Below are 22,884 nucleotides of genomic sequence, written 5' to 3'. Positions count from 1 at the left end.
TGATCGCCGCGGCGGGCGGCGGGGCCGCACGCGACGATGCTCCGGCAGATCGGGAGGCGGCGCGAGCGGTTTTCCGTGCTGTTCACGGGCCGCTCTCGACATCACCGCGACCGCCGTCGCGGCCCTGGCGGTCCGCGCGGCCCCTCACCCGCGGTGCCGGGGCGGTACTGGTACCCGCACGAGGTCCTCGGCAAGCACGATCGGGCCCTCGAAGTGCTTGCGGGCGTCGGCGAGGTGCTGGCCGAGGTCCGGGTAGCGCTGGGAGAAGTGGGTCAGCACCAGGGTCCGCGCACCGGCCTCGGCGGCGACCTTGGCGGCCTGGCCGGCGGTGAGGTGGCCGTGGTCGTCGGCGAGCCGCGCGTCGGCGTCGGTGAAGGTCGCCTCGATGACCAGCAGGTCGGCGCCCTCGGCCAGCTCGTGGACGCCCTCGCAGAGCCGGGTGTCCATCACGAAGGCGAACCGCTGGCCCGGCCTGGGCTCGCTGACCTCGTCCAGGGTGACCCGCCGGCCGTCCACCTCGGTCTCGCCCTGGTGCTGGAGCCGGCCGACGGCCGGACCGTAGACGCCCAGGTCGGCGAGGCGCTCCGGCACCAGCCGGCGGCCGTCCGGCTCGCTCAGCCGGTAGCCGAAGGACTCGACGGGGTGGGAGAGCCGGACGGCGTCCAGCACGAACCGGGCGCCGGGCGCGGGCACGGGCCCGGACTCCTCGATCGGGCGGGGGCGCAGCACGGCCGTCTCGTGGAAGGCGGTGGCGTGCCGCAGCCGCTCGAAGTAGACCTCGCCGGAGGCCGGGAAGTAGACGTCGACCGGATGCGGGACGCGGTCCAGGTTGATCCGCTGGATCACCCCGGCCAGGCCCAGACTGTGATCGCCGTGGAAGTGCGTGACGGCGATCCGGGTGAGCTGGGTGGCGGAGACCCCGGCGTGCAGCATCTGCCGCTGGGTGCCCTCGCCCGGGTCGAAGAGCAGCCCCTCGCCGTCCCAGCGCAGCAGGTAGCCGTTGTGGTTCCGGTGCCGGGTCGGGACCTGGCTGGCGGTGCCGAGGACGACGAGTTCGCGCTGCGACACGCGGCTAGACCATGCGCTCGGTCATCGACGTACCGCCGAGCACGTGGACGTGGGCGTGGAAGACGGTCTGCCCGGCACCGGCCCCGGTGTTGAAGATCAGGCGGTAGTCCGCGATGCCCTCGTCCGCCGCGACCCGGCCGGCCTCGGCGAGCAGCTCACCGGCGATCTCCGGCTCGGCGTCGGCCAGCGCGGCGGCGTTCGGGTAGTGGACGTGCGGGATGACCAGCACGTGCACCGGGGCCTTCGGGGCGATGTCGCGGAAGGCCAGGACGCGGTCGGTCTTGCGCACCACGGTGGCCGGGATCTCGCCGGCCACGATCTTGCAGAACAGGCAGTCGGGCTGCGGCTCGCCGGCCATCGGGGTCTCCTCGCGCTGTCGGTCGGGGTGGGACTCGGACCCGGGTCCGGAACCGGGCCCGGCGTCGGGCCCGCTGCCGGTCGGGGCGTACGGCGGCATGCTAGCCGAGCCGTGCCCCGGCCTGCTGGTACTCGCGCAGGTGCCTCCGGCGGACCACGCGGACCCCGGCGGCGGTGCCCTCCGACTCCGGCTCCTCGGTGAGCAGGCCGACCTTCGGCGGGACGGGCCCCCAGGGACGGGTACCCGGGGCGGGAGGCCGGGTACGGGAGGCCGGACCCGCCGCCGGCCTCCCGTACCGCCGGTCGGTGCCTACACCCAGGGCAGCGCCGGCGCCGCCTTGGCCGGAGCCCGGTCCAGCGCCGCCAGGGCGATCCGGACGCCCTCGGCGAGCTGCGGGTCCTCCCCCGCCGCCCACGCGTGCGGGGGGAACAGCACCTCGACGTCCGGGTCGACCCCGTGGTTCTCCACGCCCCAGCCGTACCGCTCGGACCAGAACGCGTACTTGGGCTGGGTCACCAGGGTGCCGTCCACCAGCGAGTACCGGCTGTCGATGCCGATCACCCCGCCCCAGGTGCGGGTGCCGACCACGGGGCCGATGCCGAGTGCCTGGATGGCGGCGTTGACGATGTCGCCGTCGGAACCCGAGTACTCGTCGGCCAGCGCGACGACCGGCCCGCGCGGCGCGTCCTCCGGGTACGGCGCCGGGCTGGCGATGTCCCGGGCGATGCCCCATCCGACGATCCGCCGGGCCAGCTTCTCGATCACCAGCTGGGAGGTGTGCCCGCCCCGGTTGCCCCGGATGTCGACGATCACGCCCTCCCTGGCCATCTCCGACCGCAGGTCCCGGTGGATCTGCGCCCAGCCGGTGGTCTGCATGTCGGGGATGTGCAGGTAGCCGAGCCGCCCGTCGGACAGCTCCCGGACGGCGGCCCGCCGGCCGGTGACCCAGTCGTGGTAGCGCAGCGGCTCCTCGTCGGCGAGCGGGACGACGACGGGGTGACGCCGGTCGGTGCCGTCCTTGCCGGCCACGGTCAGCTCGACCGGCTGCCCGGCGGTGCCCGCCAGCAGCGGCGCCGGGCCGGTCACCGGATCGACCGGGCGCCCGTTGACCGCCAGGACGGCGTCCCCGGGGCGGATCGCGGCACCGGGCGCCGCCAGCGGCGAGCGGGCCCGGGGGTCGGAGGACTCGCCGGGCAGGATCCGGGAGATCCGCCAGGCGTCGCCGTCCTTGACGAGGTCGGCGCCGAGCAGGCCCTGCCGGCGGGCCGGCTCGGTGTGCAGGCCGTGCGGCAGCACGTAGGCGTGCGAGGTGCCCAGCTCGCCGTGCACCTCCCAGAGCAGGTCGACCAGGTCGTCGTGGGAGCCGATCCGGTCCACCAGCGGCCGGTACCGGGCCAGCACGCCCGCCCAGTCCACGCCGTCGAGGTCCGGGCGCCAGAAGTTGTCGCGCATCAGGCGGCCGTTCTCGTCGAACATCTGCCGCCACTCGGCGGCCGGGTCGACGGTCACTCGGAGCCGGGCGAGGTCGACCTCGATCTCGTCGTCCTCGCCGACCGCCTTGTGGTCGGCGGGCACGATCCGCAGCTCGCCCTCGTCCAGCACCGCGAGCCGGGTGCCGTCGCCGCTCACCGCGAACGAGTCCAGCCCGTCCACCAGTTGCTCGGCCCGGCGCTTGCGGAGGTCGAACCGCTCCAGCGTGGGGCGCGGCCGCTCGTCCTCCAGCGAGGCCGCCTCGTCGCCGAGCTCGCCGACCAGCGGGACGCGCGTCCAGAGCACGCCGTCCTTGGCGGCCCGCAGCGAGCCGAACCGGCCGCCCTCGACCGGGAACGGCACGATCCGGTCGGCGATGCCGTCGAGGTCGACCCGGGTGACCGGCGGCGCGTCGGCCGTGCCCTCCTCGCCCTCCGTCTTCTTGCCCTTGGGCTCGTCGTCCTCGCCGCCGACCGGCCGACCGGCCCGCCGCGGCCCGAACGGGGACGGCGTGTCGGCGGCCAGCGTGATCAGGTACGGGCGGCAGCCGTTCGGGAAGGACAGGTCGAAGACGTGCGAGTCGTAGACCGGGTCAAAGTTGCGCACCGAGAGGAACGCCAGGTGCCGGCCGTCCGTGGTGAAGGCCGGCGAGGTGTCGATGAACCGCTGCGGGGTGGCCTCGGACACCGTCCGGGTGGTCAGGTTGGCCAGCACGATCTGGCGCAGCGACCACGGCCCGAGGGCGGGCTGGGACCAGGCCAGCCAGGCCGAGTCCGGGCTGAACGCCAGGCCGCTGACCTCGCCGTCGGTGCTGTGCGCAAGCTCGTGCACGACGCCGTCGGTCAGGGCGACCAGCAGGACCCGGCCGTCGTGCGCGCCGACCGCCACCTGCTTGCCGTCCGGCGAGACGAGCAGCGACCGGACCCGGCCGAGCTGCCCGGCGGCCAGCCGGCGGCGCTCGGTGCCGAGCACCGCGGGGGCGTACTCGATCGCGTCCTCGCCCTCGGCGTCGGTCACCCAGACCACGCCCTGCCCGCCGTCCTCGCCCGAACCGGGCACCACGCGGGCGAGTCGGCCGCGCACGCCCGGCGACTCGTCCAGGACGCGGGCCGGGCCCTCCCGGTGGGTCAGCCAGTGCACGGTCCCGCGCACCACGACGGCGCCGGCCCGGCCGGTGCGGTCGGGCGCGGCGGTCTCCAGCCAGTGCGCGGCCGGGACCGGACGCGGGCGGCGGCCGGTGCGCGGACCCGCCAGCCGGACGTCGAGGCGCCGCGGCGCCTCGTCGGCCAGGTCGTCCAGCAGCCAGAGGTCGCCCGCGGTGTGCCAGACGACGCGGGTGCCGTCGGTGGCGGCGTTGCGGGCGTAGAAGCCGTCCGGGGAGGAGGAGTGGCGGCGCAGGTCGGTGCCGTCCGGGAGGCTGGACCAGAGGTCGCCGACGCCCTCGTGGTCGGAGAGGAAGGCGATCCTCGCCCGGTCCGCCTCCCCCACCCAGAGCGGCGAGTCGATGTTCCCGGTCAGCTCCTCGTGGATCCGGTCGAACCGCTCCGTACCGATCCACAGCTTGCCGGTCCGCCCGCCCCGGTACCGCTTCCACCAGGCCGGCTCCACGCCGAACGCGGAGACCAGCAGCACCCGCCCCCCGCCTTCGGCCGGGGGCGCCCCCGAGCCGCCCGCCTCGAAGGACAGCCCGCCGACCGGCCCGTACGGCAGCCGTTCCGGCTCACCGCCGTCCAGCGGCACCGCGTGGGCCCAGGTGCGGCGCAGCGAGCCCTGTCCGGCGGCGGTGGTGGCGATCGGCCGGCCGTCCGGGGTCCAGCCGCGCAGCTGGGTCTGGGCGTCGCCCCAGTGGGTCAGCCGTCGGGACGGGCCGCCGTCCACCGGGACGACGTGCACCTCGGGTGCGCCGTCGCGGGCGGAGGTGAAGGCGACGTGCCGCCCGTCCGGGGAGAATCTCGGGCGGCGCACCGGGAGGTGATCGGCCGTCAGTCTCCAGGCCCGGCCGCCGTCCAGCGGGGCGAGCCACACGTCGTTCTCGGCGACGAAGGTGACGAGGTCGCCGTGGAGGTGCGGGTGGCGCAGGTAGGCGCCGGCGGGGGTGCTTTCGGGTTCGCTCACACCGCCACCCTAGGCACCCGTGCCCGGCCCACGCCCGGTTTTCGCCGACCAGGACCCCCTGTCGGGGGACCGGGGATCCGGGGCCGCCCGGCCCGCCCGGCCTACCCGGCCCGCCGCCCCGCTCGAACGGCCCGGTGCGGTCGGCTCAGCTCCAGCGGCCGGTGCGGCCCAGCAGCAGGGCCCCGGCCGCCACCCCTGCCGTGGAGGTGCGCAGCACCGACGGGCCGAGCCGGAACGGCTTCGCCCCCGCCTCGGCGAAGGCCGCCAACTCCTCCGGGGAGACGCCGCCCTCGGGGCCGACCACCAGCACGAGGTCCCCGGAGTCCGGGAGCGCGGCCCCGGCCAGCGGCTCGGCGCCCTCCTCGTGCAGCACGGCGGCGAACGCCGCGCCGGCCAGCACCGGGACCAGTTGCCGGGTGGTCAGCGGCTCGCGGACCTCGGGGAACCGCAGCCGGCGGGACTGCTTGCCGGCCTCCCGCGCGGTGGCGCGCCACTTGGCGAGCGCCTTGGCGCCGCGGTCGCCCTTCCACTGGGTGATGCAGCGGGAGGCCGACCAGGGGATCACCACGTCCACCCCGACCTCGGTCATGGTCTCCACCGCCAGCTCGCCGCGGTCGCCCTTGGGCAGCGCCTGGACCACGACGATCCGGGGCGCCGGCTCGGCCTCGCGGCGGACGGCCGTCACCGTCACCTCGATCGCGTCCTTGCCGTGCACCGCCGCGACGGTGCCGTCCACCCCGAGGCCGAGCCCGTCGGCCAGGGTCACGGCCTCGCCCGCCTCCAGCCGCTTCACCGCCGCCGCGTGCCGCCCCTCGGGCCCGTCCAGCCGGACCAGCACGCCGGGGGCGGCGGTGGCGATCCGCTCGGTCTCGACGACGAACACGGGCGCGGTCATGGGGTCTTCCTCCGGAATGGGTCGGGCGGTGGAACGACGGCGCCCGGCACCCCGGCGACGGAGGTCGCGGAGTGCCGGGCGCCGGAGCCGTCAGCGGCCGTTGAAGGCGTCCTTCAGGCGGGAGAACAGGCCCTGCTGCCCGGGCGCGAACTGGCCGGACGGCCGCTCCTCACCGCGCAGCACCGCGAGGCGGCGCAGCAGGTCCTCCTGCTCGGGGTCGAGCTTGGAGGGCGTCTGCACCTCGACGTGCACTATCAGGTCGCCCCGGCCGCCGCCGCGCAGATGGGTGATGCCGCGACCGTGCAGCGGGATCGACTGTCCGGACTGGGTGCCGGGCCGGATGTCGACCTCCTCCAGCCCGTCCAGGGTCTGCAACGGCACCTGGGTGCCGAGCGAGGCGGCCGTCATCGGGATGGTGACGGTGCAGTGCAGGTCGTCGCCGCGCCGCTGGAACACCGTGTGGGCGGTCTCGGCGATCTCGACGTAGAGGTCGCCGGCCGGGCCGCCGCCGGGGCCGACCTCGCCCTCGCCGGCCAGCTGGATCCGGGTGCCGTTGTCGACACCGGCGGGGATCTTGACGGTGAGGGTGCGGCGGGCGCGGACCCGGCCGTCGCCGGCGCACTCCGGGCACGGGGTCGGCACGACGGTGCCGAAGCCCTGGCACTGCGGGCAGGGGCGGGAGGTCATGACCTGGCCCAGGAAGGACCTGGTGACCTGGGAGACCTCGCCCTTGCCGCGGCACATGTCGCAGGTCTGCGCGGAGGTGCCGGGGGCCGCGCCCTCGCCGCTGCAGGTGGTGCAGGTGACGGCCGTGTCGACCTGGAGTTCCTTGGTGGTGCCGAAGGCGGCCTCCTCCAGGGTGATCTCCAGCCGGATCATGGCGTCCTGGCCCCGGCGGGTCCGCGACCGCGGGCCGCGCTGGCCCGAGGCGGCGCCGAAGAAGGCGTCCATGATGTCGGAGAAGCCGAAGCCCGCCGCGCCCGCGCCGAAGCCGCCCGCGCCGCCGTTCGGCGACAGCGGGTCACCGCCGAGGTCGTAGACCTGGCGCTTCTGCGGGTCGGAGAGCACCTCGTAGGCGGCGTTGATCTCCTTGAACCGCTCCTGCGTCTTCGGGTCCGGGTTGACGTCCGGGTGCAGTTCGCGTGCCAGGCGCCGGAACGCCTTCTTGATCTCGTCCTGCCCCGCATCCCGTCGGACGCCGAGTACCGCGTAGTAGTCCGTGGCCACCAAATGCTCCGCTTGTTCCGCCTGTAGAAGTGCTTGCGACTGGAACCACCGTCAGGGTCCTGACGGTGGCCGTTCCTACGACTCGGCCAGGATCTGGCCCACGTACCGTGCCACCGCTCGCACCGCCCCCATTGTGCCCGGATAGTCCATCCGGGTCGGACCGATCACACCCAGTTTGGCCACGCTCTCGTCGCCCGAACCGTAACCGACCGAGACGACGGAGGTGGAATTGAGGCCCTCGTAGGCGTTCTCACGCCCGATCCGGACCGTCATCCCGGCGTCCGCGGTCTCACCCAGGAGGCGGAGCAGGATGACCTGTTCCTCCAGTGCCTCCAGCACCGGCTGGATGGTCAACGGGAAGTCGTGGCCGAAACGGGTCAGGTTGGCCGTGCCGGCCAGCATGATCCGTTCCTCGTTCTGCTCGGCGAGCGCCTCGAAGAGCGTCGCCAGGACCGTCGCGACGGTCGGCCGGTCACCCGCCTCGAACTGCGCGGGAAGGTCCTCCAGCAGTCCCGGGACCTCGGGGAGCCGCTGTCCGGCGGCCCGCGCGTTGATCCGGGCCCGGAGGTCGGCCAGGACGGTCTCGCCCACCGCCCCGGGGCAGTCCACCATCCGCTGCTCGACCCGGCCGGTGTTGGTGATCAGCACCAGCATCACCTTGGCCGGGGCCAGCGCGACCAGCTCGATGTGCCGCACGGTGGACCGGGAGAGCGAGGGGTACTGCACCACCGCGACCTGGCGGGTCAGCTGGGCGAGCAGCCGCACCGTACGGGCGACCACGTCGTCGAGGTCGACCGCCCCGTCCAGGAAGTGCCGGATCGCCCGCCGCTCGGGCGCGCTCATCGGCTTGACCTCGGCCAGCCGGTCCACGAACAGGCGGTACCCCTTGTCGGTGGGGATGCGCCCGGCGCTGGTGTGCGGCTGGTGGATGTAACCGTCCTCCTCCAGCGCGGCCATGTCGTTGCGGACGGTCGCCGGGGAGACCCCGAGGTTGTGCCGCTCCACGAGGGCCTTGGAGCCGACCGGCTCCTCCGTCCCCACGTAGTCCTGGACGATGGCGCGAAGCACCGCGAGTTTGCGGTCGTCCAGCTGGCGGACCTCACCGGCCATGGGCACGCACCTCCGTCTTCACGCGTTGTCCGATATGACATGTGTCCGTTTCGAGCAGCTTCGCCCGTTCCGGGAGGAACCGGGCTTGGCACTCGGAACATACGAGTGCCAGGACCCTACCTGCCAGTGTAAGGCCCGGGTCCGACGGCAGGAACGGCCCGGCCGGAGTGATCCTGCCCGCAGTTCGCGGCGCGCGGGTGATGCCGCGGGCCCGGCCTGGTGGCAGCATCGGAAGCGGACGGCGAACGGAGGACCAGCGATGTCGACCTCGGGCCAGCACTCCCGTTTCGCGCCGGACCGCGGCCTGACCGGCCGGATGGTCGGCACGATGTTCGTGATCGGGCTGCTGTACGTCGGATTCACCGGGCTGTTGATCGTGCTGCTGCGCGGCGCCTGGCCGATCGTCGTCCTGATCTCGGGCGGCCTGTTCGTCGCCCAGTTCTGGTTCAGCGACAAGATCACCGAACGGGCCATGGGGGCGCACCGGGTCACCCCCGAGCAGTACCCGCAGCTGCACGGCACCGTCGACCGGCTCTGCGCGCTGGCCGACATGCCCAAACCCCGGGTGGCGGTCGCCGACAACGACATGCCGAACGCCTTCGCCACCGGCCGCAACCCGAAGAACGCGGTGGTCTGCGTCACCACCGGGCTGCTGCGCCGGCTGGAGCCGGAGGAACTGGAGGGCGTGCTCGCCCACGAGCTGTCCCACGTCGCCCACCGGGACGTCGCGGTGATGACCGTCGCCGGGTTCCTCGGTGTCCTCGCCGGAGCCATGACCCGGATCGCCATGTACGGCGGGTTCATGGGCGGCGGCCGCAACAGCAACGACTCCAACGCCGCGATCGCCGCCCTGATCGTCCCGCTGGTGTCGGTGGTGGTGTACGCGATCAGCTTCCTGCTGACCCGGCTGCTCTCCCGCTACCGGGAGCTGGCGGCCGACCGGGCCGCCGCCCAGCTCACCGGCCGTCCCAGCGCGCTGGCCTCGGCGCTCACCAAGGTGACCGGCCAGATCGCCGCCATCCCGACCAGGGACCTGCGCCAGGCGCAGGCCTACAACGCCTTCTACTTCGCCCCCGCGCTGAGCGCCCGGGAGACCGCCGGCCGGCTGCTCTCCACCCACCCGACGCTGGAGCAGCGGCTGGAGCAGCTGGGCGAGATCTCCACCCGGCTCGGCCACTGAACCGCCTCCTCCTCCGGGAAAGGGACCACCGTGGGAATCCTGGACGCCCTGTTCGGCCGCACCAAGCCCGTCCGGCCCGACCTCGACCAGCTGTTCGGCGTGCCGTCCGCCGCGATCACCCTGGAGGCCGCGGCCGGCTTCCGGCCCACCGGGGTCGGGTCGGTCTGCTTCGCCTCCGTGGAGGGCGGGGCCTTCGGCGAGGTCGAACGGCAGGTCCGGGCCCTCCTGGACGCCGACACCGAGCGCGGCGGCGTCCCCGTCGAGGCGTCCAAGGACGCGTACGGCTACTCCTGGCTGCTGGCCCGGCACGCTCCCGGGGAACTGCCGGAGCTGGTCAACGACCTGCACGCGGTCAACAGCGAGCTGGAGGCGAACGGCTTCGGGCCGCAGCTGCTCTGCTCGCTCGTCGCCTTCCGCGACGAGGGGGGCCGGCCGCTGGCGCTGGTCTACCTGTACAAGCGCGGCACCTTCTACCCCTTCGCGCCGGCGGCGGGCGGCGGGGAGAAGCGCGACAGCCCGCTGGAACTGCAGGTCAACGCCCTGCTCGGGAACGACCTGCGGCTGGAGAAGGACCTCACCCGCTGGTTCCCGGTCTGGGGCGCGCCAGGGCTCTGACCCTCCGTCCGTCTTCCCTATAGTCGCTGCATGCACAGCCGCCGGTACGGACCCGACCTGACCCCGCCGTGGAAGCGGCAGCAGCCCGCCCCCGAGGTGCCCGCCGAGCGGGACCTCGTGGTCGAGGAGGCGGAAACCGGCTTCTGCGGGGCGGTGGTGCGCTGCGAGAAGACCGCCGAGGGGTTCACCGTCACCCTGGAGGACCGGTTCGGCAAGCACCGGGTCTTCCCGCTGGTCCCGCGCGGCTTCCTGCTGGAGGGGCGCGTGGTCACCCTGGTCCGGCCCACCGGGCCGGCCCCCGCGCGCACGCCCGGCCGGACCGCCTCCGGCTCGGTCGCGGTGCCCGGCGCCCGCGCCCGGGTGGCCCGCGGGTCCCGGATCTACGTCGAGGGCCGGCACGACGCCGAGCTGGTCGAACGGGTCTGGGGCGACGACCTGCGGGTCGAGGGCGTGGTGGTCGAGTACCTGGAGGGCATCGACGACCTGCCCGCGATCGTCGCCGACTTCGCCCCCGGCCCCGGCCGGCGTCTCGGCGTCCTGGTGGACCACCTGCTGCCCGGCACCAAGGAGCACCGGATCGCCGCCCGGGTCACCGGCGAGGCCGTGCTCGTGGTGGGACACCCCTACGTGGACGTCTGGCAGGCCGTGAAGCCGTCCAGTGTCGGCATCCCCGGCTGGCCCGCCGTCCCGCGCGGCGAGGAGTGGAAGGAGGGCGTCTGCCGCCGTCTCGGCTGGCCGGTGGACACCCCCGCCGCCTGGAAGCGGATCCTCGCCTCGGTGGACTCCTACAGGGACCTGGAGCCGGAGCTGCTCGGCCGGGTCGAGGAGCTGATCGACTTCGTCACCCTGCCGGACTGAGGCGCGTCAGGCGTACGTCCGGAGGTCGGCGGTGTCCGGCGCCAGCGAATCTCAGTCCACCAGGTCACGCACGACCGCGTCGGCCAGCAGGCGGCCCCGGAGGGTCAGGGTGGCGCGGCCCGCGGAGTGGGATCCGGCGTCGAGGAGGCCGTCGGCGAGGTGCTGCCGGGCGGCCTTCAGGCCGGTGTCCGTCAGCAGGTCCAGCGGGATGCCCTCGGCGAGGCGCAGCTCCAGGAGGATCCGCTCGACCCGGCGGTCCTCGGCGGTGAGCCGCTCGCGGCCCTGGGCCGGGCTGCGGTGCCCGGTGAGGGCCTGCGCGTAGGCGGCGGGGTGCTTGGCGTTCCACCAGCGGACGCCGCCGACGTGGCTGTGGGCGCCGGGGCCGGCGCCCCACCAGTCGCCGCCGGTCCAGTAGAGCTCGTTGTGACGGCAGCGGCCCTCCGGGGTGGTGGACCAGTTGGAGACCTCGTACCAGGAGTAGCCGGCGGCGGTGAGCGCCTCCTCGGCGATCAGGTAGCGGTCGGCGTGCACGTCGTCGTCGATCATCGGCAGCTCGCCGCGCTTGACCCGGGCGGCGAGCTTCGTGCCGTCCTCGACGATCAGCGAGTACGCGGAGACGTGGTCCGGCCCGGCGCCGATCGCGGCGTCCAGGGAGGCCCGCCAGTCGTCGTCGGACTCGCCGGGGGTGCCGTAGATCAGGTCGAGGTTCACGTGCTCGAAGCCGGCGGCGCGGGCCTCGGCGACGCACGCCTCGGGGCGGCCGGGGGTGTGGTGGCGGTCGAGCAGCTGGAGGACGTGCGGCCGCGCGCTCTGCATGCCGAAGGAGACCCGGTTGTAGCCGCCCGCGCGCAGTTCGGCGAGGTAGGCCGGGTCGACCGACTCCGGGTTGGCCTCGGTGGTCACCTCGGCGCCGTCGGCGAGCCCGAACTCCTCCCGGATCGCGGCGAGCATCCGCACCAGGTCGCCGGCGGGCAGGAGGGTGGGGGTGCCGCCGCCGAGGAAGACGGTGCGCACCGGCAGGTCGGCACCGCCCAGCACCTTCCGGGCGTGGCGGATCTCGGCCACCACGTTGTCGGCGTACGTCTCCTGGGAGGCGACGGTGCCCGAGGCGCGCAGCTCGGTGGCGGTGTAGGTGTTGAAGTCGCAGTAGCCGCAGCGGCTCGCGCAGTAGGGCACGTGCAGGTAGAAGCCGAACGGCCGGGAGCCGAGTCCGTCGAGCGCGGATGCGGGCAGGGAACCGTCGGACGGCACCGGTTCGCCGTCGGGGAGTGCGGAGGGCATGACCCCATTGTCCCGTACGGCCCGGGTGGTCCTCCGGTCCGTACGGGACGGCGACGGTCAGGCCTCGTTGCTGCCCGCGTACATCGCGGTGACGGCGTCCGCGTACTCGCGCTCGACCACGGGCCGCTTGATCTTCAGGCTCGGGGTGAGCTCACCGTGCTCGACGTCCAGGTCGCGCGGCAGAAGGTGGAACTTCTTCACCGTCTGCCAGCGCTGGAGGTCGGCGTTGAGCCGCTGCACGAACCCGTCGATCAGCTTGTGGACCTGCGGGTCGGCGACCACCTCGGTGTAGGACCTGCCGGCCAGGCCGTGCTCGGCGGCCCACGGCATGATCGCCGACTCGTCCAGGCCGATCAGCGCGGTGCAGTAGTTGCGGCCGTTGCCGATCACCAGGATGTTGCTGACGAACGGACAGACCGCCTTGAACTTGCCCTCCACCTCGCTGGGCGCGACGTACTTGCCGCCGGAGGTCTTGAACATGTCCTTCTTGCGGTCGGTGATCCGCAGGAAGCCGTCCGCCGACAGCTCTCCGATGTCCTCGGTGTGGAACCAGCCGTCGGCCTCCAGCACCTCGGCGGTCTTCTCCGGCAGGTTGTGGTAGCCGCGCATGATGCCGGGGCCGCGCAGCAGGATCTCGCCGTCCTCGGCGATCCTGACCTCGGTGCCGGGCAGCGGGCGGCCGACCGTGCCGACCCGGATGTCCTCCGCCCGGTTGACGCTCGAACCGGCGCTGGTCTCGCTCAGGCCGTAGCCCTCCAGGATCGGCACCCCGGCGCCGACGAAGAAGTACCCGATCTCGGGTGCGAGCGCGGCGCTGCCGGAGACCGCACCGCGCAGCCGCCCGCCGAACGCGGCCCGGATCTTCGCGTACACCAGCCGGTCGGCCAGCGAGTGCTTCAGGCCGAGGGCGAACGGGACGCGGTCGCTGCCGGTGGCGATCCGGTTGGCCTGGGCGGTCCGGGCGTACTCGCGGGCGGTCCGGGCGGCCCACAGGAAGATCCTGTACTTGGCGCCGCCCTCGGCCCGGGCCTTGCCGGCGATGCCGTTGTAGACCTTCTCGAAGATGCGCGGCGCCGAGGCCATGATGGTCGGCCGGATGACCGGCAGGTTGTGGATGATCCGCTCGACCCGGCCGTCCACGGCCATCACGTGGCCGGTGGCGATCTGCCCCGAGATCAGCGTCTTGCCGAAGACGTGCGACAGCGGCAGCCACATGAACTGCACGTCGTCGGCGGCCAGCAGCCCGCTCGCCTCCTGCGCTCTCCCCTCGTACGCCCAGCAGTCGTGCACCAGGCGCACGCCCTTCGGACGGCCGGTGGTGCCGGAGGTGTAGATGAGGGTGGCCAGCTGCTCCTTGTCGAGCGCGGCGACGGTCCGCTCGACGACGCCCGGGTGCTCGGCCAGGTAGTCGGCCCCGAGCTGCTCCAGCTCGGCGAGGGTGACGATCTTGAGCCCGGCGGCGTCGGGGGTCTCGGCCGGCGCGTCGAACAGGATCACGGTCTGCAGCTCGGGCAGCCGCTCACGCTCGGCGACGACCTTGGCCAGCTGCACGGCGTTCTCCGCGAACATCGCCCGGGAGCCCGAGTCGGAGAGGATGAACGCGGTCTCGTCGGCGTTGGTGCTCGGGTAGACGGCGGTGGTCGCCGCACCCGCGCACATGTTGCCGAGGTCGGCGAGGATCCATTCCAGCCGGGTGGAGGAGGACAGGGCGACCCGGTCCTCCGAACGGATGCCCAGCGACAGCAGGCCGGCCGCCACCGCGTACACCCGGGCCGCGGCCTGCGCCCAGGTCACCGAACGCCACTGCTCGGCGCCCGGGGCACTGTCCGCCGCCTGCTCGTCCACCGGGGCCGGGTAGCGATAGGCCTCGGCGCCCGGGGTGGCGGCGACCCGCTCCAGGAACAGGTGGGCGACGGAGGCAGGACGCCCGGCGACGATGTCGGCGCGGCCGGAGTCGATCAGGGAGTGCGCGGAACTCAACGAGGACCTCCGGGAGCGGGTGGCCGTCTGAGGGAAGGCTCTGAGGGATTGTCGCGGCGTCCGTGGGGGCGGTCGCCGGCCCCCTTCGGTAACCAGGCCGGTACCGGTGAGTAACAAGGGGGCAATCAGCAGCCTAGGGGGAAACCGGTCATTCCGTAAGAGGGAGCGGCCAGCTGGCACCCTCCCGATCCCCCGGTGCACGGCACCACCCCGCCCACCGGAACGTTCGGCAAAGGGCTGGACAAAGATCCGGCTCGCTTGGCGGGAATGGCCTGAACGAGCCCGCCGAAGAACGAGAATTGGGATGCCAAAGCCGCCGCCGACGACAAGAGTGAGCCAGTGCTGATCAGACTGCTCAGGGCGTACCTTCGCCCGTACACCCGACCGATCACCCTGCTGGTGCTGCTCCAGCTGATTTCCACCCTCGGCCTGCTCTACCTGCCGACGCTCAACGCCGACATCATCGACGACGGCGTGGTGAAGGGTGACACCGGATACATCCTGCGCGTGGGCGCGGTGATGATCGGCATCACCGTGCTCCAGACCCTCTGCGCCATCAGCGCCGTCTACTACGGCGCACGCACCGCGATGGCAGTCGGCCGGGACGTCCGGGCCGACATCTTCGACCGCGTGCAGAGCTTCTCCTCCCGCGAGATGGGCCAGTTCGGCGCCCCCTCGCTGATCACCCGGACCACCAACGACGTCCAGCAGGTCCAGATGCTGGTCCTGATGTCCTTCACCATGATGGTGGCCGCGCCGATCATGTGCATCGGCGGCATCATCATGGCTCTCAACCAGGACGTACCGCTCTCCGGCCTGCTGCTCGCCGTCGTGCCCACCCTCGGCGCGGTCGTCATCGTGCTGGTGCGGGCACTCCGCCCGCGCTTCCGCAGCATGCAGGAGAAGATCGACACCGTGAACCGGGTGCTGCGCGAGCAGATCACCGGTATCCGGGTCATCCGGGCCTTCGTCAAGGACGACCACGAGCAGGCCCGGTTCGCCGGCGCCAACGAGGACCTCACCGGGGTCTCGCTCCAGGTCGGCAAGCTGATGGCCTACCTGTTCCCCAGCGTGATGCTGGTCGTGAACGTCTCCAGCGTCGCCGTGCTCTGGTTCGGCGCCCACCGGATCGACAGCGGCGACATGGAGATCGGCGCTCTCACGGCCTTCCTCTCCTACCTGCTGCAGATCCTGATGAGCGTCATGATGGCCACCTTCATGTTCATGATGGTGCCGCGCGCCGAGGTGTGCGCCGAACGGATCCAGGAGGTGCTCACCACCAACTCCAGCGTCGTCCCGCCGTCCGAGCCCGTCACCGAGGTGCTCCGCCGCGGCCACCTCGAACTGCGCGACGTCGAGTTCCGCTACCCCGGTGCCGAGGCCTCCGTCCTGCGGGGCATCGACATCGCCGCCCGCCCGGGCGAGACCACGGCCGTCATCGGTTCCACCGGCAGCGGGAAGTCCACCCTGCTCGGCCTCGTCCCCCGGCTCTTCGACGCCACCACGGGCCAGGTCCTGCTCAACGGCGTCGACGTCCGCGAACTCGCCCCCGAGACCATCGCCGACAGTGTCGGACTGGTCCCGCAGAAGCCCTACCTGTTCTCCGGCACCGTGGCCAGCAACCTCCGCTACGGCCGGCCGGACGCCACCGACGAGGAACTCTGGAAGGCCCTGGAGATCGCCCAGGCCAAGGAGTTCGTCGAACAGCTCGCCGAAGGTCTGGACGCGCCGATCGCCCAGGGCGGCGGCAACGTCTCCGGCGGCCAGCGCCAGCGCCTGGCCATCGCCCGCACCCTGGTCCGGCGGCCCGACATCTACCTCTTCGACGACTCCTTCTCCGCGCTCGACTACGCCACCGACGCCCGGCTGCGCAAGGCCCTCGCCCGCGAGACCGCCGACGCCACCGTGGTGATCGTCGCCCAGCGCGTCTCCACCATCCGCGACGCCGACCGGATCATCGTCCTCGACGAAGGCGCCGTGGTCGGCAGCGGCACCCACGGCGAACTCATGGCCGGCAACCCGACGTACCGGGAGATCGTGCTCTCCCAGCTCACCGAGCAGGAGGCGGCGTGACCACGCCCGACAAGCCCGCGCCGGACCCGAAGAAGTCGCCCGCCGGCGGCCCGGGAGGTCCCGGAGGCCCCGGTGGTCCCGGGGGCTTCGGCGGTCCTGGTGGCGCTGGTGGCCCCGGTGGCCCCGGTGGCCCCGGTGGCCCCGGCAGGGGCGGCCCTGGTGGGCCCCCGAAGGCCGCCGGCGACTCCCAGGCCGCCGCCGCCCGCCGCGGCCCGGCCGGCCCCGGGCGCTTCATGGGCGGCCAGGGCGCCGAGAAGTCCATGGACTTCAAGGGCTCCGGCAAACGCCTGCTCAAACTGCTCCGCCCGGAGCGCGCCCTGATCGCCGGCGTCCTCGCCCTCGGCGTGCTCAGCATCGGCTGCGCCGTCGTCGGCCCCAAGATCCTCGGCCACGCCACCGACCTGATCTTCGCCGGCGTCGTCAGCGGCCGCTTCCCCGCCGGGGCCTCCAAGCAGGAGGTCGTCGACGCCATGCGCGGACGCGGCGACACCGACATCGCCGACCTGCTCTCCTCGGTCGACTTCACCCCCGGCCAGGGCATGGACTTCGACGCCATCGGCAGCATCCTGCTCTGGGTCCTGGCGATCTACGTCGCGTCCTCCGTCTTCGGCGTCGTCCAGGGCCGGCTCGCCGCGCGTGCCATCCAGCGGGCCGGCTACCGGCTGCGCCAGAGCGCCGAGGCCAAGCTCGCCCGGCTGCCGCTCAGCTACTTCGACAAGCAGCCGCGCGGCGAGGTGCTCAGCCGGGTCACCAACGACATCGACAACATCAGCCAGACCATGCAGCAGACCACCGGCCAGGTGATCAACTCGCTGCTCACCGTCGTCGGCGTGCTCGCCATGATGTTCTGGATCTCCTGGCTGCTCGCGCTGATCGCACTGATCGCCGTACCGCTCTCCGTCGTCGTCGCCACCCGGGTCGGCAAGCGCGCCCAGCCGCAGTTCGTCCAGCAGTGGAGGTCCACCGGGCAGCTCAACGCCCACATCGAGGAGATGTACACCGGCCACACCCTGGTCAGGGTCTTCGGCCGGCAGAAGGAGTCCGCGGCCACCTTCCGCGAGCACAACGAGGCCCTGTACGCCGCGAGCTTCAAGGCCCAGTTCATCTCCGGCATCATCCAGCCCGCGATGATGCTCATCGGCAACCTGCAGTACGTGCTGATCGCCGTGGTCGGCGGTCTGCGGGTGGCCACCGGCGCGCTGTCCATCGGCGACGTCCAGGCGTTCATCCAGTACTCCCGGCAGTTCAGCCAGCCGCTCACCCAGGTCGCCAGCATGGCCAACCTGGTGCAGTCCGGCGTCGCCTCCGCCGAGCGCATCTTCGAACTCCTCGACTCGCCCGAGCAGACCCCCGAGCCGGCCATGCCGGAACGCCCCGACGCCCTGCGCGGCCGGGTCGTCTTCCAGGACGTCGCGTTCCGCTACGACCCGGGCAAGCCGCTCATCGAGGACCTCTCGCTCAAGGTCGAACCCGGTCAGACCGTCGCCATCGTCGGCCCGACCGGCGCCGGCAAGACCACCCTGGTCAACCTGCTGATGCGGTTCTACGAGGTGAGCTCCGGCCGGATCACCCTCGACGGGGTGGACATCGCCGCCATGTCCCGCGAGGACCTGCGCTCCGGCATCGGCATGGTCCTCCAGGACACCTGGCTGTTCGGTGGCACCATCGCCGACAACATCGCCTACGGCGCCGACGGCGCCACCCGCGAACAGGTCGTCGAGGCCGCCCGGGCCGCACACGTGGACCGCTTCGTCCGCACCCTGCCGGACGGCTACGAGACCGTCATCGACGACGACGGCGCGGGCGTCAGCACCGGCGAGAAGCAGCTGATCACCATCGCCCGGGCCTTCCTCGCCCAGCCGTCGATCCTCGTCCTCGACGAGGCGACCAGCTCGGTCGACACCCGGACCGAGGTGCTCATCCAGCGCGCCATGGCCCGGCTGCGCAGCGGCCGCACCAGCTTCGTGATCGCCCACCGGCTCTCCACCATCCGGGACGCCGACGTGATCCTGGTGATGGAGAACGGCTCGATCGTCGAGCAGGGCACGCACGACGAGCTGATCGCCGCCGACGCGGCGTACGGACGCCTCTACAAGGCGCAGTTCGCCGAAGCGGTCGCCGAGCGGGAATGACCCCGGCGGACGCCGGGCGGGAGCCCGGGGAGGACGGCCCGACGGCCGTACCGCCCCGGGCTCCCGCGCGTCCGGGTGTCCGGGCGTCCGGGTGTGCGGGTGTGCGCGCGTCCGGGTGTCCGGGCGTCCGGGTGTGCGGGTGTGCGGGTGTCCGGGTGTCCGGGCTGACCCGGTGGCCGCGCGTCCGGACGGCCGGGCCGGCGTTTCCCGCCCCGGTCGGGTCTTCATGATCGCGACGACCGGCGCTACGGTAGGGCCCGTGAGTGACGACCCGTCGACCGCGACCGTGCACGCCCCGGCCACCGGGCCCGACCAGCCGCTGTCCGACCCCTTCGAGGTGAACCGGCGCTACCTCGGGTCGGTCGCCTACCGGCTGCTGGGCTCGTTCACCGACGCCGAGGACGTCCTCCAGGAAGCCTGGCTTCGCTGGCGCTCGGTCGACCGCTCCGCCGTCGCCGACCCCCGCGCCTTCCTCACCACGGTCGTCACCCGCCTCTGCTACGACCAGCTCGGCTCCGCCCGCGCCCGCCGGGAGGCCTACTTCGGCGAGTGGCTGCCCGAACCGGCCGTCTCGTACCAGGACGCCCCCGCCTCCCCCGCCGAGGTCGCCGAACTCGGCGAGTCCGTCTCGATGGCGCTGCTCGCCGTCATGGAACAGCTCACCCCGGCCGAGCGCGCCGCGTTCGTGCTGCACGACGTCTTCGCCGTCGGCTTCGACGAGATCGCCGCCTCGCTGGACCGCACCCCCGACGCCGCCCGCCAGCTGGCCTCCCGGGCCCGCCGCCGGGTCAAGGCCGGCAGCCGCCGGTCCACCGCCGACCCGGCCGAGCACCGGCAGGCCGTCGAGGCGTTCGCCGCCGCCACCGCCCGCGGCGACATCGAGGGCCTGCTGGCCGTCCTCGACCCCGACGTGGTCTGGCACTCCGACGGCGGCGGCATCGTCACCGCCGGCGCCCGCCCGGTGTTCGGCGCCGACAAGGTCTCCCGGCTCGTCCGCGGCCTGGCCGCCAAGTTCCTCGCACCCGGCTGGAGCTTCGGCTTCGCGCTGGTCAACGGCGAGCCCGGGGTGATCTGGTACCCGCAGCCCGGGCTGGTCGGCGGCGTGATCGCGTTCACCGTCACCGACGGCCGGATCACCGAGGCGTACACCGTCGTCAACCCGGAGAAGCTCGCCCACCTGAACGTGGCAGCCTCCTGACCTTCCCGTGACGCAGATCACGGTCACAGTCCGTCCGGCCGCGTCGTCCCCTTCTCGAACACGCGCAGAAGCGCTCCCGGCAACCCCGGGAACGCCGCGAGAGGGCGCCCCCGGGCGCCGCGAAGGAGCGGGACGACATGACCGAGAAGCAGATCGTCGTACTGGGCGCCGGCTACGCGGGTCTCACCGCCGCGACCCGCGCCGGCAAGCGCGGCCGCGTGACCCTGATCGCCCCCGAGAGCCGCTTCCTGCACCGCGTGCGCCAGCACGAGACCGCCGCCGGCCACCCCGAACACCGGCCCGCCGTCGCCGAGGTCCTGCGCGGCCGCCGCGTGCGGCACCTCCGGGCCCGCGCCACCCGGATCGACCTCACCGCCCGCAAGGTCTTCCTCGACAACGGCGACGCCGTCGCCTACGACACCCTCGTCTACGCGCTCGGCAGCCGGACCGCCTGGCACGGCGTCCCCGGCGCCGCCGACCACGCCTACGGGGTCGAGCGGGCCGGCGAGGTGGCCGAACGGCTGCGCACCGCCGAACGGCCCGGCACCCTCGCCGTGGTCGGCGGTGGCGCCACCGGCATCGAACTGGCCGCCGAACTCGCCGAGGCCCACCCCGGGTGGAAGGTCCGGATCGTCGCCGCCGGCCAGGTCGGCGGCTGGTTCTCGGCCAAGGGCCGCCGCCACGTCCACACCGTGCTCCGCGGACTCGGCGCCGAGATCCACGAGCACCACACCGTCACCGCCGTCGACCCCGAGGGCCTCACCACCGCGGCCGGCCGGATCCCCGCCGACCTCGTCGTCTGGGCCGCCGCCATGGAACCGCACCCGCTCGCCGCCGAGGCCGGCCTCACCGTCGGCCCGACCGGCCGGGCCGTCGTCGACGGCCACCTGCGGTCGGTCTCGCACCCCGACGTGTACGTGATCGGCGACGCCGCCGAGGTCACCGTCCCCGGCACCGGCACCCTGCGGATGGGCTGCGCCACCGCCCAGCCGATGGGCCGCTACCTCGGCAACGTCCTCGCCGGACGCACCGACAAGCCGTTCGCGTTCCGGTACGCCGTGCAGTGCCTGAGCCTCGGACGGCGCGAGGGCATGGTCCAGCTGATCCACGGCGACGACTCGATGCGGACCTCCGTCCTCACCGGCCTGACCGGACGGCTGACCAAGGCGGCCATCGTCAACGGCGTGGTCATGTCGCTGCGCTGAACCGAACCGCAGCACCTGAAGCACCTGAAGCACCCCGGAACGCCCGAGGGGCCCGGGACGTCACGTCCCGGGCCCCTCGACGGCACCGTCGTTACTTCTTCTCCTTCGGCGCCTCTGCGTCCGTCGACAGCGCGGCGATGAAGGCCTCCTGCGGGACCTCCACCCGGCCGACCATCTTCATCCGCTTCTTGCCTTCCTTCTGCTTCTCCAGCAGCTTGCGCTTACGCGAGATGTCACCGCCGTAGCACTTCGCGAGGACGTCCTTGCGGATCGCCCGGACCGTCTCGCGGGCGATCACGCGCGAGCCGATGGCGGCCTGGATCGGCACCTCGAACTGCTGGCGCGGGATCAGCTTCTGCAGCTTGCCGGCCATCATCACGCCGTAGTTGTAGGCCTTGTCCTTGTGCACGATCGCGGAGAACGCGTCCACCGCGTCACCGTGCAGCAGGATGTCGACCTTCACCAGGTCGGCCGACTGCTCGCCGATCGGCTCGTAGTCGAAGGAGCCGTAGCCGCGGGTCTTGGACTTCAGGTAGTCGAAGAAGTCGAAGACGATCTCCGCGAGCGGCAGCGTGTAGCGCAGCTCGACACGGTCCTCGGAGAGGTAGTCCATGCCCTGCAGGTTGCCGCGGCGGGACTGGCACAGCTCCATGATCGCGCCGACGAACTCGTTCGGCGCCAGGATGGTCCCGCGCACGACCGGCTCGTACACCTCGGCGATCTTGCCGGTCGGGAACTCGCTCGGGTTGGTGACGGTGTGCTCCGTGCCGTCCTCCATCACCACGCGGTAGATCACGTTCGGGGCGGTGGAGATCAGGTCGAGGTTGAACTCGCGCTCCAGGCGCTCCCGGATGATCTCCAGGTGCAGCAGGCCCAGGAAGCCGCAGCGGTAGCCGAAGCCGAGCGCGACCGAGGTCTCCGGCTCGTAGACCAGCGCGGCGTCGTTCAGCCGCAGCTTGTCCAGGGCGTCGCGGAGCAGCGGGTAGTCCGAGCCGTCCAGCGGGTAGAGGCCGGAGAACACCATCGGGCGCGGGTCCTTGTAGCCGCCCAGCGCCTCGGTCGCACCCTTGTGCATCGAGGTGATCGTGTCACCGACCTTGGACTGCCGGACGTCCTTCACGCCGGTGATGATGTAGCCCACCTCACCGACGCCGAGGCCGTCCGCGACCTTCGGCTCCGGCGAGATGACGCCGATCTCCAGCAGCTCGTGCGTCGCGCCGGTCGACATCATCGCGATCCGCTCACGCTTGGTGAGCTGGCCGTCGACGACACGGACGTAGGTGACCACGCCGCGGTAGGAGTCGTAGACCGAGTCGAAGATCATCGCGCGGGCGGGGGCGTTCTTCACGCCGACCGGGGCCGGGATGTTGTCGACGATGTGGTCCAGCAGCTCCTCGACGCCGAGGCCGGTCTTGGCGCTGACCTTGAGCACGTCGCCCGGGTCGCACCCGATGATGTGCGCGATCTCCGCCGCGTACTTCTCGGGCTGCGCGGCCGGCAGGTCGATCTTGTTGAGCACCGGGATGATCGTGAGGTCGTTCTCCAGCGCCAGGTACAGGTTGGCGAGGGTCTGCGCCTCGATGCCCTGGGCCGCGTCCACCACCAGGACGGTGCCCTCACAGGCAGCCAGGGAGCGGGACACCTCGTACGTGAAGTCCACGTGGCCCGGGGTGTCGATCATGTTGAGGATGTGCGTGCTGCCGGTGTTGACGCCGGTCTTCGGCGCCCACGGGAGACGGACGGCCTGCGACTTGATCGTGATGCCGCGCTCGCGCTCGATGTCCATGCGGTCGAGGTACTGGGCGCGCATCTGCCGCGGGTCGACCACACCGGTGATCTGCAGCATCCGGTCTGCGAGCGTCGACTTGCCGTGGTCGATGTGGGCGATGATGCAGAAGTTGCGGATCAGCGCCGGGTCGGTACGGCTGGGCTCTGGCACATTGCTGGGGGTCGCGGGCACCTTGGTCCGATTCTCCGTTGGTCCGGGGGCCGGGGGTGTCCGGGTCATCGCTGACCGGCTTCCCGGGCGACCGGACGGTCGTCCGATCGAGATAGTTCCTCCCATCCTCCCACTTCCCGCGAGCAGGACGCGCGCCGCCGTCCGGTTCGCCCCTGCCGG

General features: G+C 72.8%; 16 protein-coding genes. 7 read left to right on the top strand and 9 right to left on the bottom strand.

What is annotated here, in order from left to right; genetic code table 11:
• Positions 1–144: 144 nt before the first annotated feature.
• The 6 genes from ABZY91_RS14090 to hrcA form a co-directional block, all read right to left on the bottom strand.
• Positions 145–1,068 (bottom strand): ribonuclease Z, encoded by a 924-nt coding sequence (locus tag ABZY91_RS14090; RefSeq protein ID WP_329885185.1) that lies wholly within the window; start codon positions 1,066–1,068, stop codon positions 145–147.
• Between the two features lie 4 nt (positions 1,069–1,072).
• A complete protein-coding gene (locus ABZY91_RS14085; protein ID WP_329885184.1) occupies positions 1,073–1,426 on the bottom strand; it encodes a histidine triad nucleotide-binding protein in 354 nt (117 codons plus the stop codon).
• A 309-nt stretch (positions 1,427–1,735) separates the two neighbouring features.
• On the bottom strand, positions 1,736–5,011 hold the full coding sequence (locus tag ABZY91_RS14080) for a PDZ domain-containing protein (protein WP_355402287.1): 3,276 nt from the start codon (positions 5,009–5,011) through the stop codon (positions 1,736–1,738).
• Positions 5,012–5,156: 145 nt separating this feature from the next.
• The gene (locus tag ABZY91_RS14075; protein WP_355402285.1) at positions 5,157–5,906 is read right to left on the bottom strand and encodes a 16S rRNA (uracil(1498)-N(3))-methyltransferase; all 750 of its coding nucleotides are present in this window, start codon (positions 5,904–5,906) and stop codon (positions 5,157–5,159) included.
• Between the two features lie 90 nt (positions 5,907–5,996).
• Complete coding sequence (gene dnaJ, locus ABZY91_RS14070) at positions 5,997–7,133, bottom strand: molecular chaperone DnaJ (protein WP_329885180.1); 1,137 nt, start codon at positions 7,131–7,133, stop codon at positions 5,997–5,999.
• A gap of 75 nt (positions 7,134–7,208) precedes the next feature.
• Positions 7,209–8,243 (bottom strand): heat-inducible transcriptional repressor HrcA, encoded by a 1,035-nt coding sequence (gene hrcA, locus ABZY91_RS14065; RefSeq protein ID WP_355402282.1) that lies wholly within the window; start codon positions 8,241–8,243, stop codon positions 7,209–7,211.
• A gap of 259 nt (positions 8,244–8,502) precedes the next feature.
• On the opposite strand from hrcA, the gene htpX reads away from it, so the two are divergent.
• The 3 genes from htpX to ABZY91_RS14050 are packed head-to-tail and all read left to right on the top strand — an operon-like array spanning position 8,503 to position 10,896.
• Positions 8,503–9,423, top strand: coding sequence for a zinc metalloprotease HtpX (gene htpX / locus ABZY91_RS14060; RefSeq protein ID WP_355402280.1), 921 nt, complete (start codon positions 8,503–8,505; stop codon positions 9,421–9,423).
• A 30-nt stretch (positions 9,424–9,453) separates the two neighbouring features.
• Positions 9,454–10,038 carry a hypothetical protein gene (locus ABZY91_RS14055; RefSeq protein ID WP_329885177.1) on the top strand — a complete coding sequence of 195 codons (585 nt, stop codon included), beginning with the start codon at positions 9,454–9,456 and terminating at the stop codon, positions 10,036–10,038.
• A 30-nt stretch (positions 10,039–10,068) separates the two neighbouring features.
• Positions 10,069–10,896 carry a DUF3097 domain-containing protein gene (locus tag ABZY91_RS14050; protein ID WP_329885176.1) on the top strand — a complete coding sequence of 276 codons (828 nt, stop codon included), beginning with the start codon at positions 10,069–10,071 and terminating at the stop codon, positions 10,894–10,896.
• 51 nt (positions 10,897–10,947) lie between these two features.
• On the opposite strand, the gene hemW is transcribed toward ABZY91_RS14050, so the two are convergent.
• Positions 10,948–12,177, bottom strand: coding sequence for a radical SAM family heme chaperone HemW (hemW, locus tag ABZY91_RS14045; protein ID WP_329885174.1), 1,230 nt, complete (start codon positions 12,175–12,177; stop codon positions 10,948–10,950).
• A gap of 57 nt (positions 12,178–12,234) precedes the next feature.
• Positions 12,235–14,157, bottom strand: coding sequence for an AMP-binding protein (locus ABZY91_RS14040; protein WP_355402278.1), 1,923 nt, complete (start codon positions 14,155–14,157; stop codon positions 12,235–12,237).
• Positions 14,158–14,496: 339 nt separating this feature from the next.
• Here ABZY91_RS14040 and ABZY91_RS14035 point away from each other — a divergent pair, with 339 nt between their 5' ends.
• From ABZY91_RS14035 to ABZY91_RS14020, 4 genes are all read left to right on the top strand, one after another.
• Positions 14,497–16,230: an ABC transporter ATP-binding protein gene (locus ABZY91_RS14035; protein ID WP_355402276.1), complete on the top strand. Its 1,734-nt coding sequence runs from the start codon at positions 14,497–14,499 to the stop codon at positions 16,228–16,230.
• A 233-nt stretch (positions 16,231–16,463) separates the two neighbouring features.
• A complete protein-coding gene (locus tag ABZY91_RS14030) occupies positions 16,464–18,362 on the top strand; it encodes an ABC transporter ATP-binding protein (protein WP_355402335.1) in 1,899 nt (632 codons plus the stop codon).
• A 259-nt stretch (positions 18,363–18,621) separates the two neighbouring features.
• Complete coding sequence (sigJ, locus tag ABZY91_RS14025) at positions 18,622–19,560, top strand: RNA polymerase sigma factor SigJ (RefSeq protein ID WP_329951499.1); 939 nt, start codon at positions 18,622–18,624, stop codon at positions 19,558–19,560.
• Positions 19,561–19,697: 137 nt separating this feature from the next.
• Positions 19,698–20,765, top strand: a complete 1,068-nt coding sequence (locus tag ABZY91_RS14020) for an FAD-dependent oxidoreductase (protein WP_355402274.1) — start codon at positions 19,698–19,700, stop codon at positions 20,763–20,765.
• 91 nt (positions 20,766–20,856) lie between these two features.
• Here ABZY91_RS14020 and lepA read toward each other — a convergent pair whose 3' ends face one another.
• A complete protein-coding gene (lepA, locus tag ABZY91_RS14015) occupies positions 20,857–22,725 on the bottom strand; it encodes a translation elongation factor 4 (RefSeq protein WP_329885169.1) in 1,869 nt (622 codons plus the stop codon).
• Positions 22,726–22,884: the final 159 nt, after the last annotated feature.

This window comes from Kitasatospora sp. NPDC002965 (assembly GCF_040611255.1).
GTDB lineage: Bacteria > Actinomycetota > Actinomycetes > Streptomycetales > Streptomycetaceae > Kitasatospora.
The sequence above is the reverse complement of the archived record's forward strand: the minus strand, read 5'-3'. Positions and strand labels throughout refer to the sequence as shown.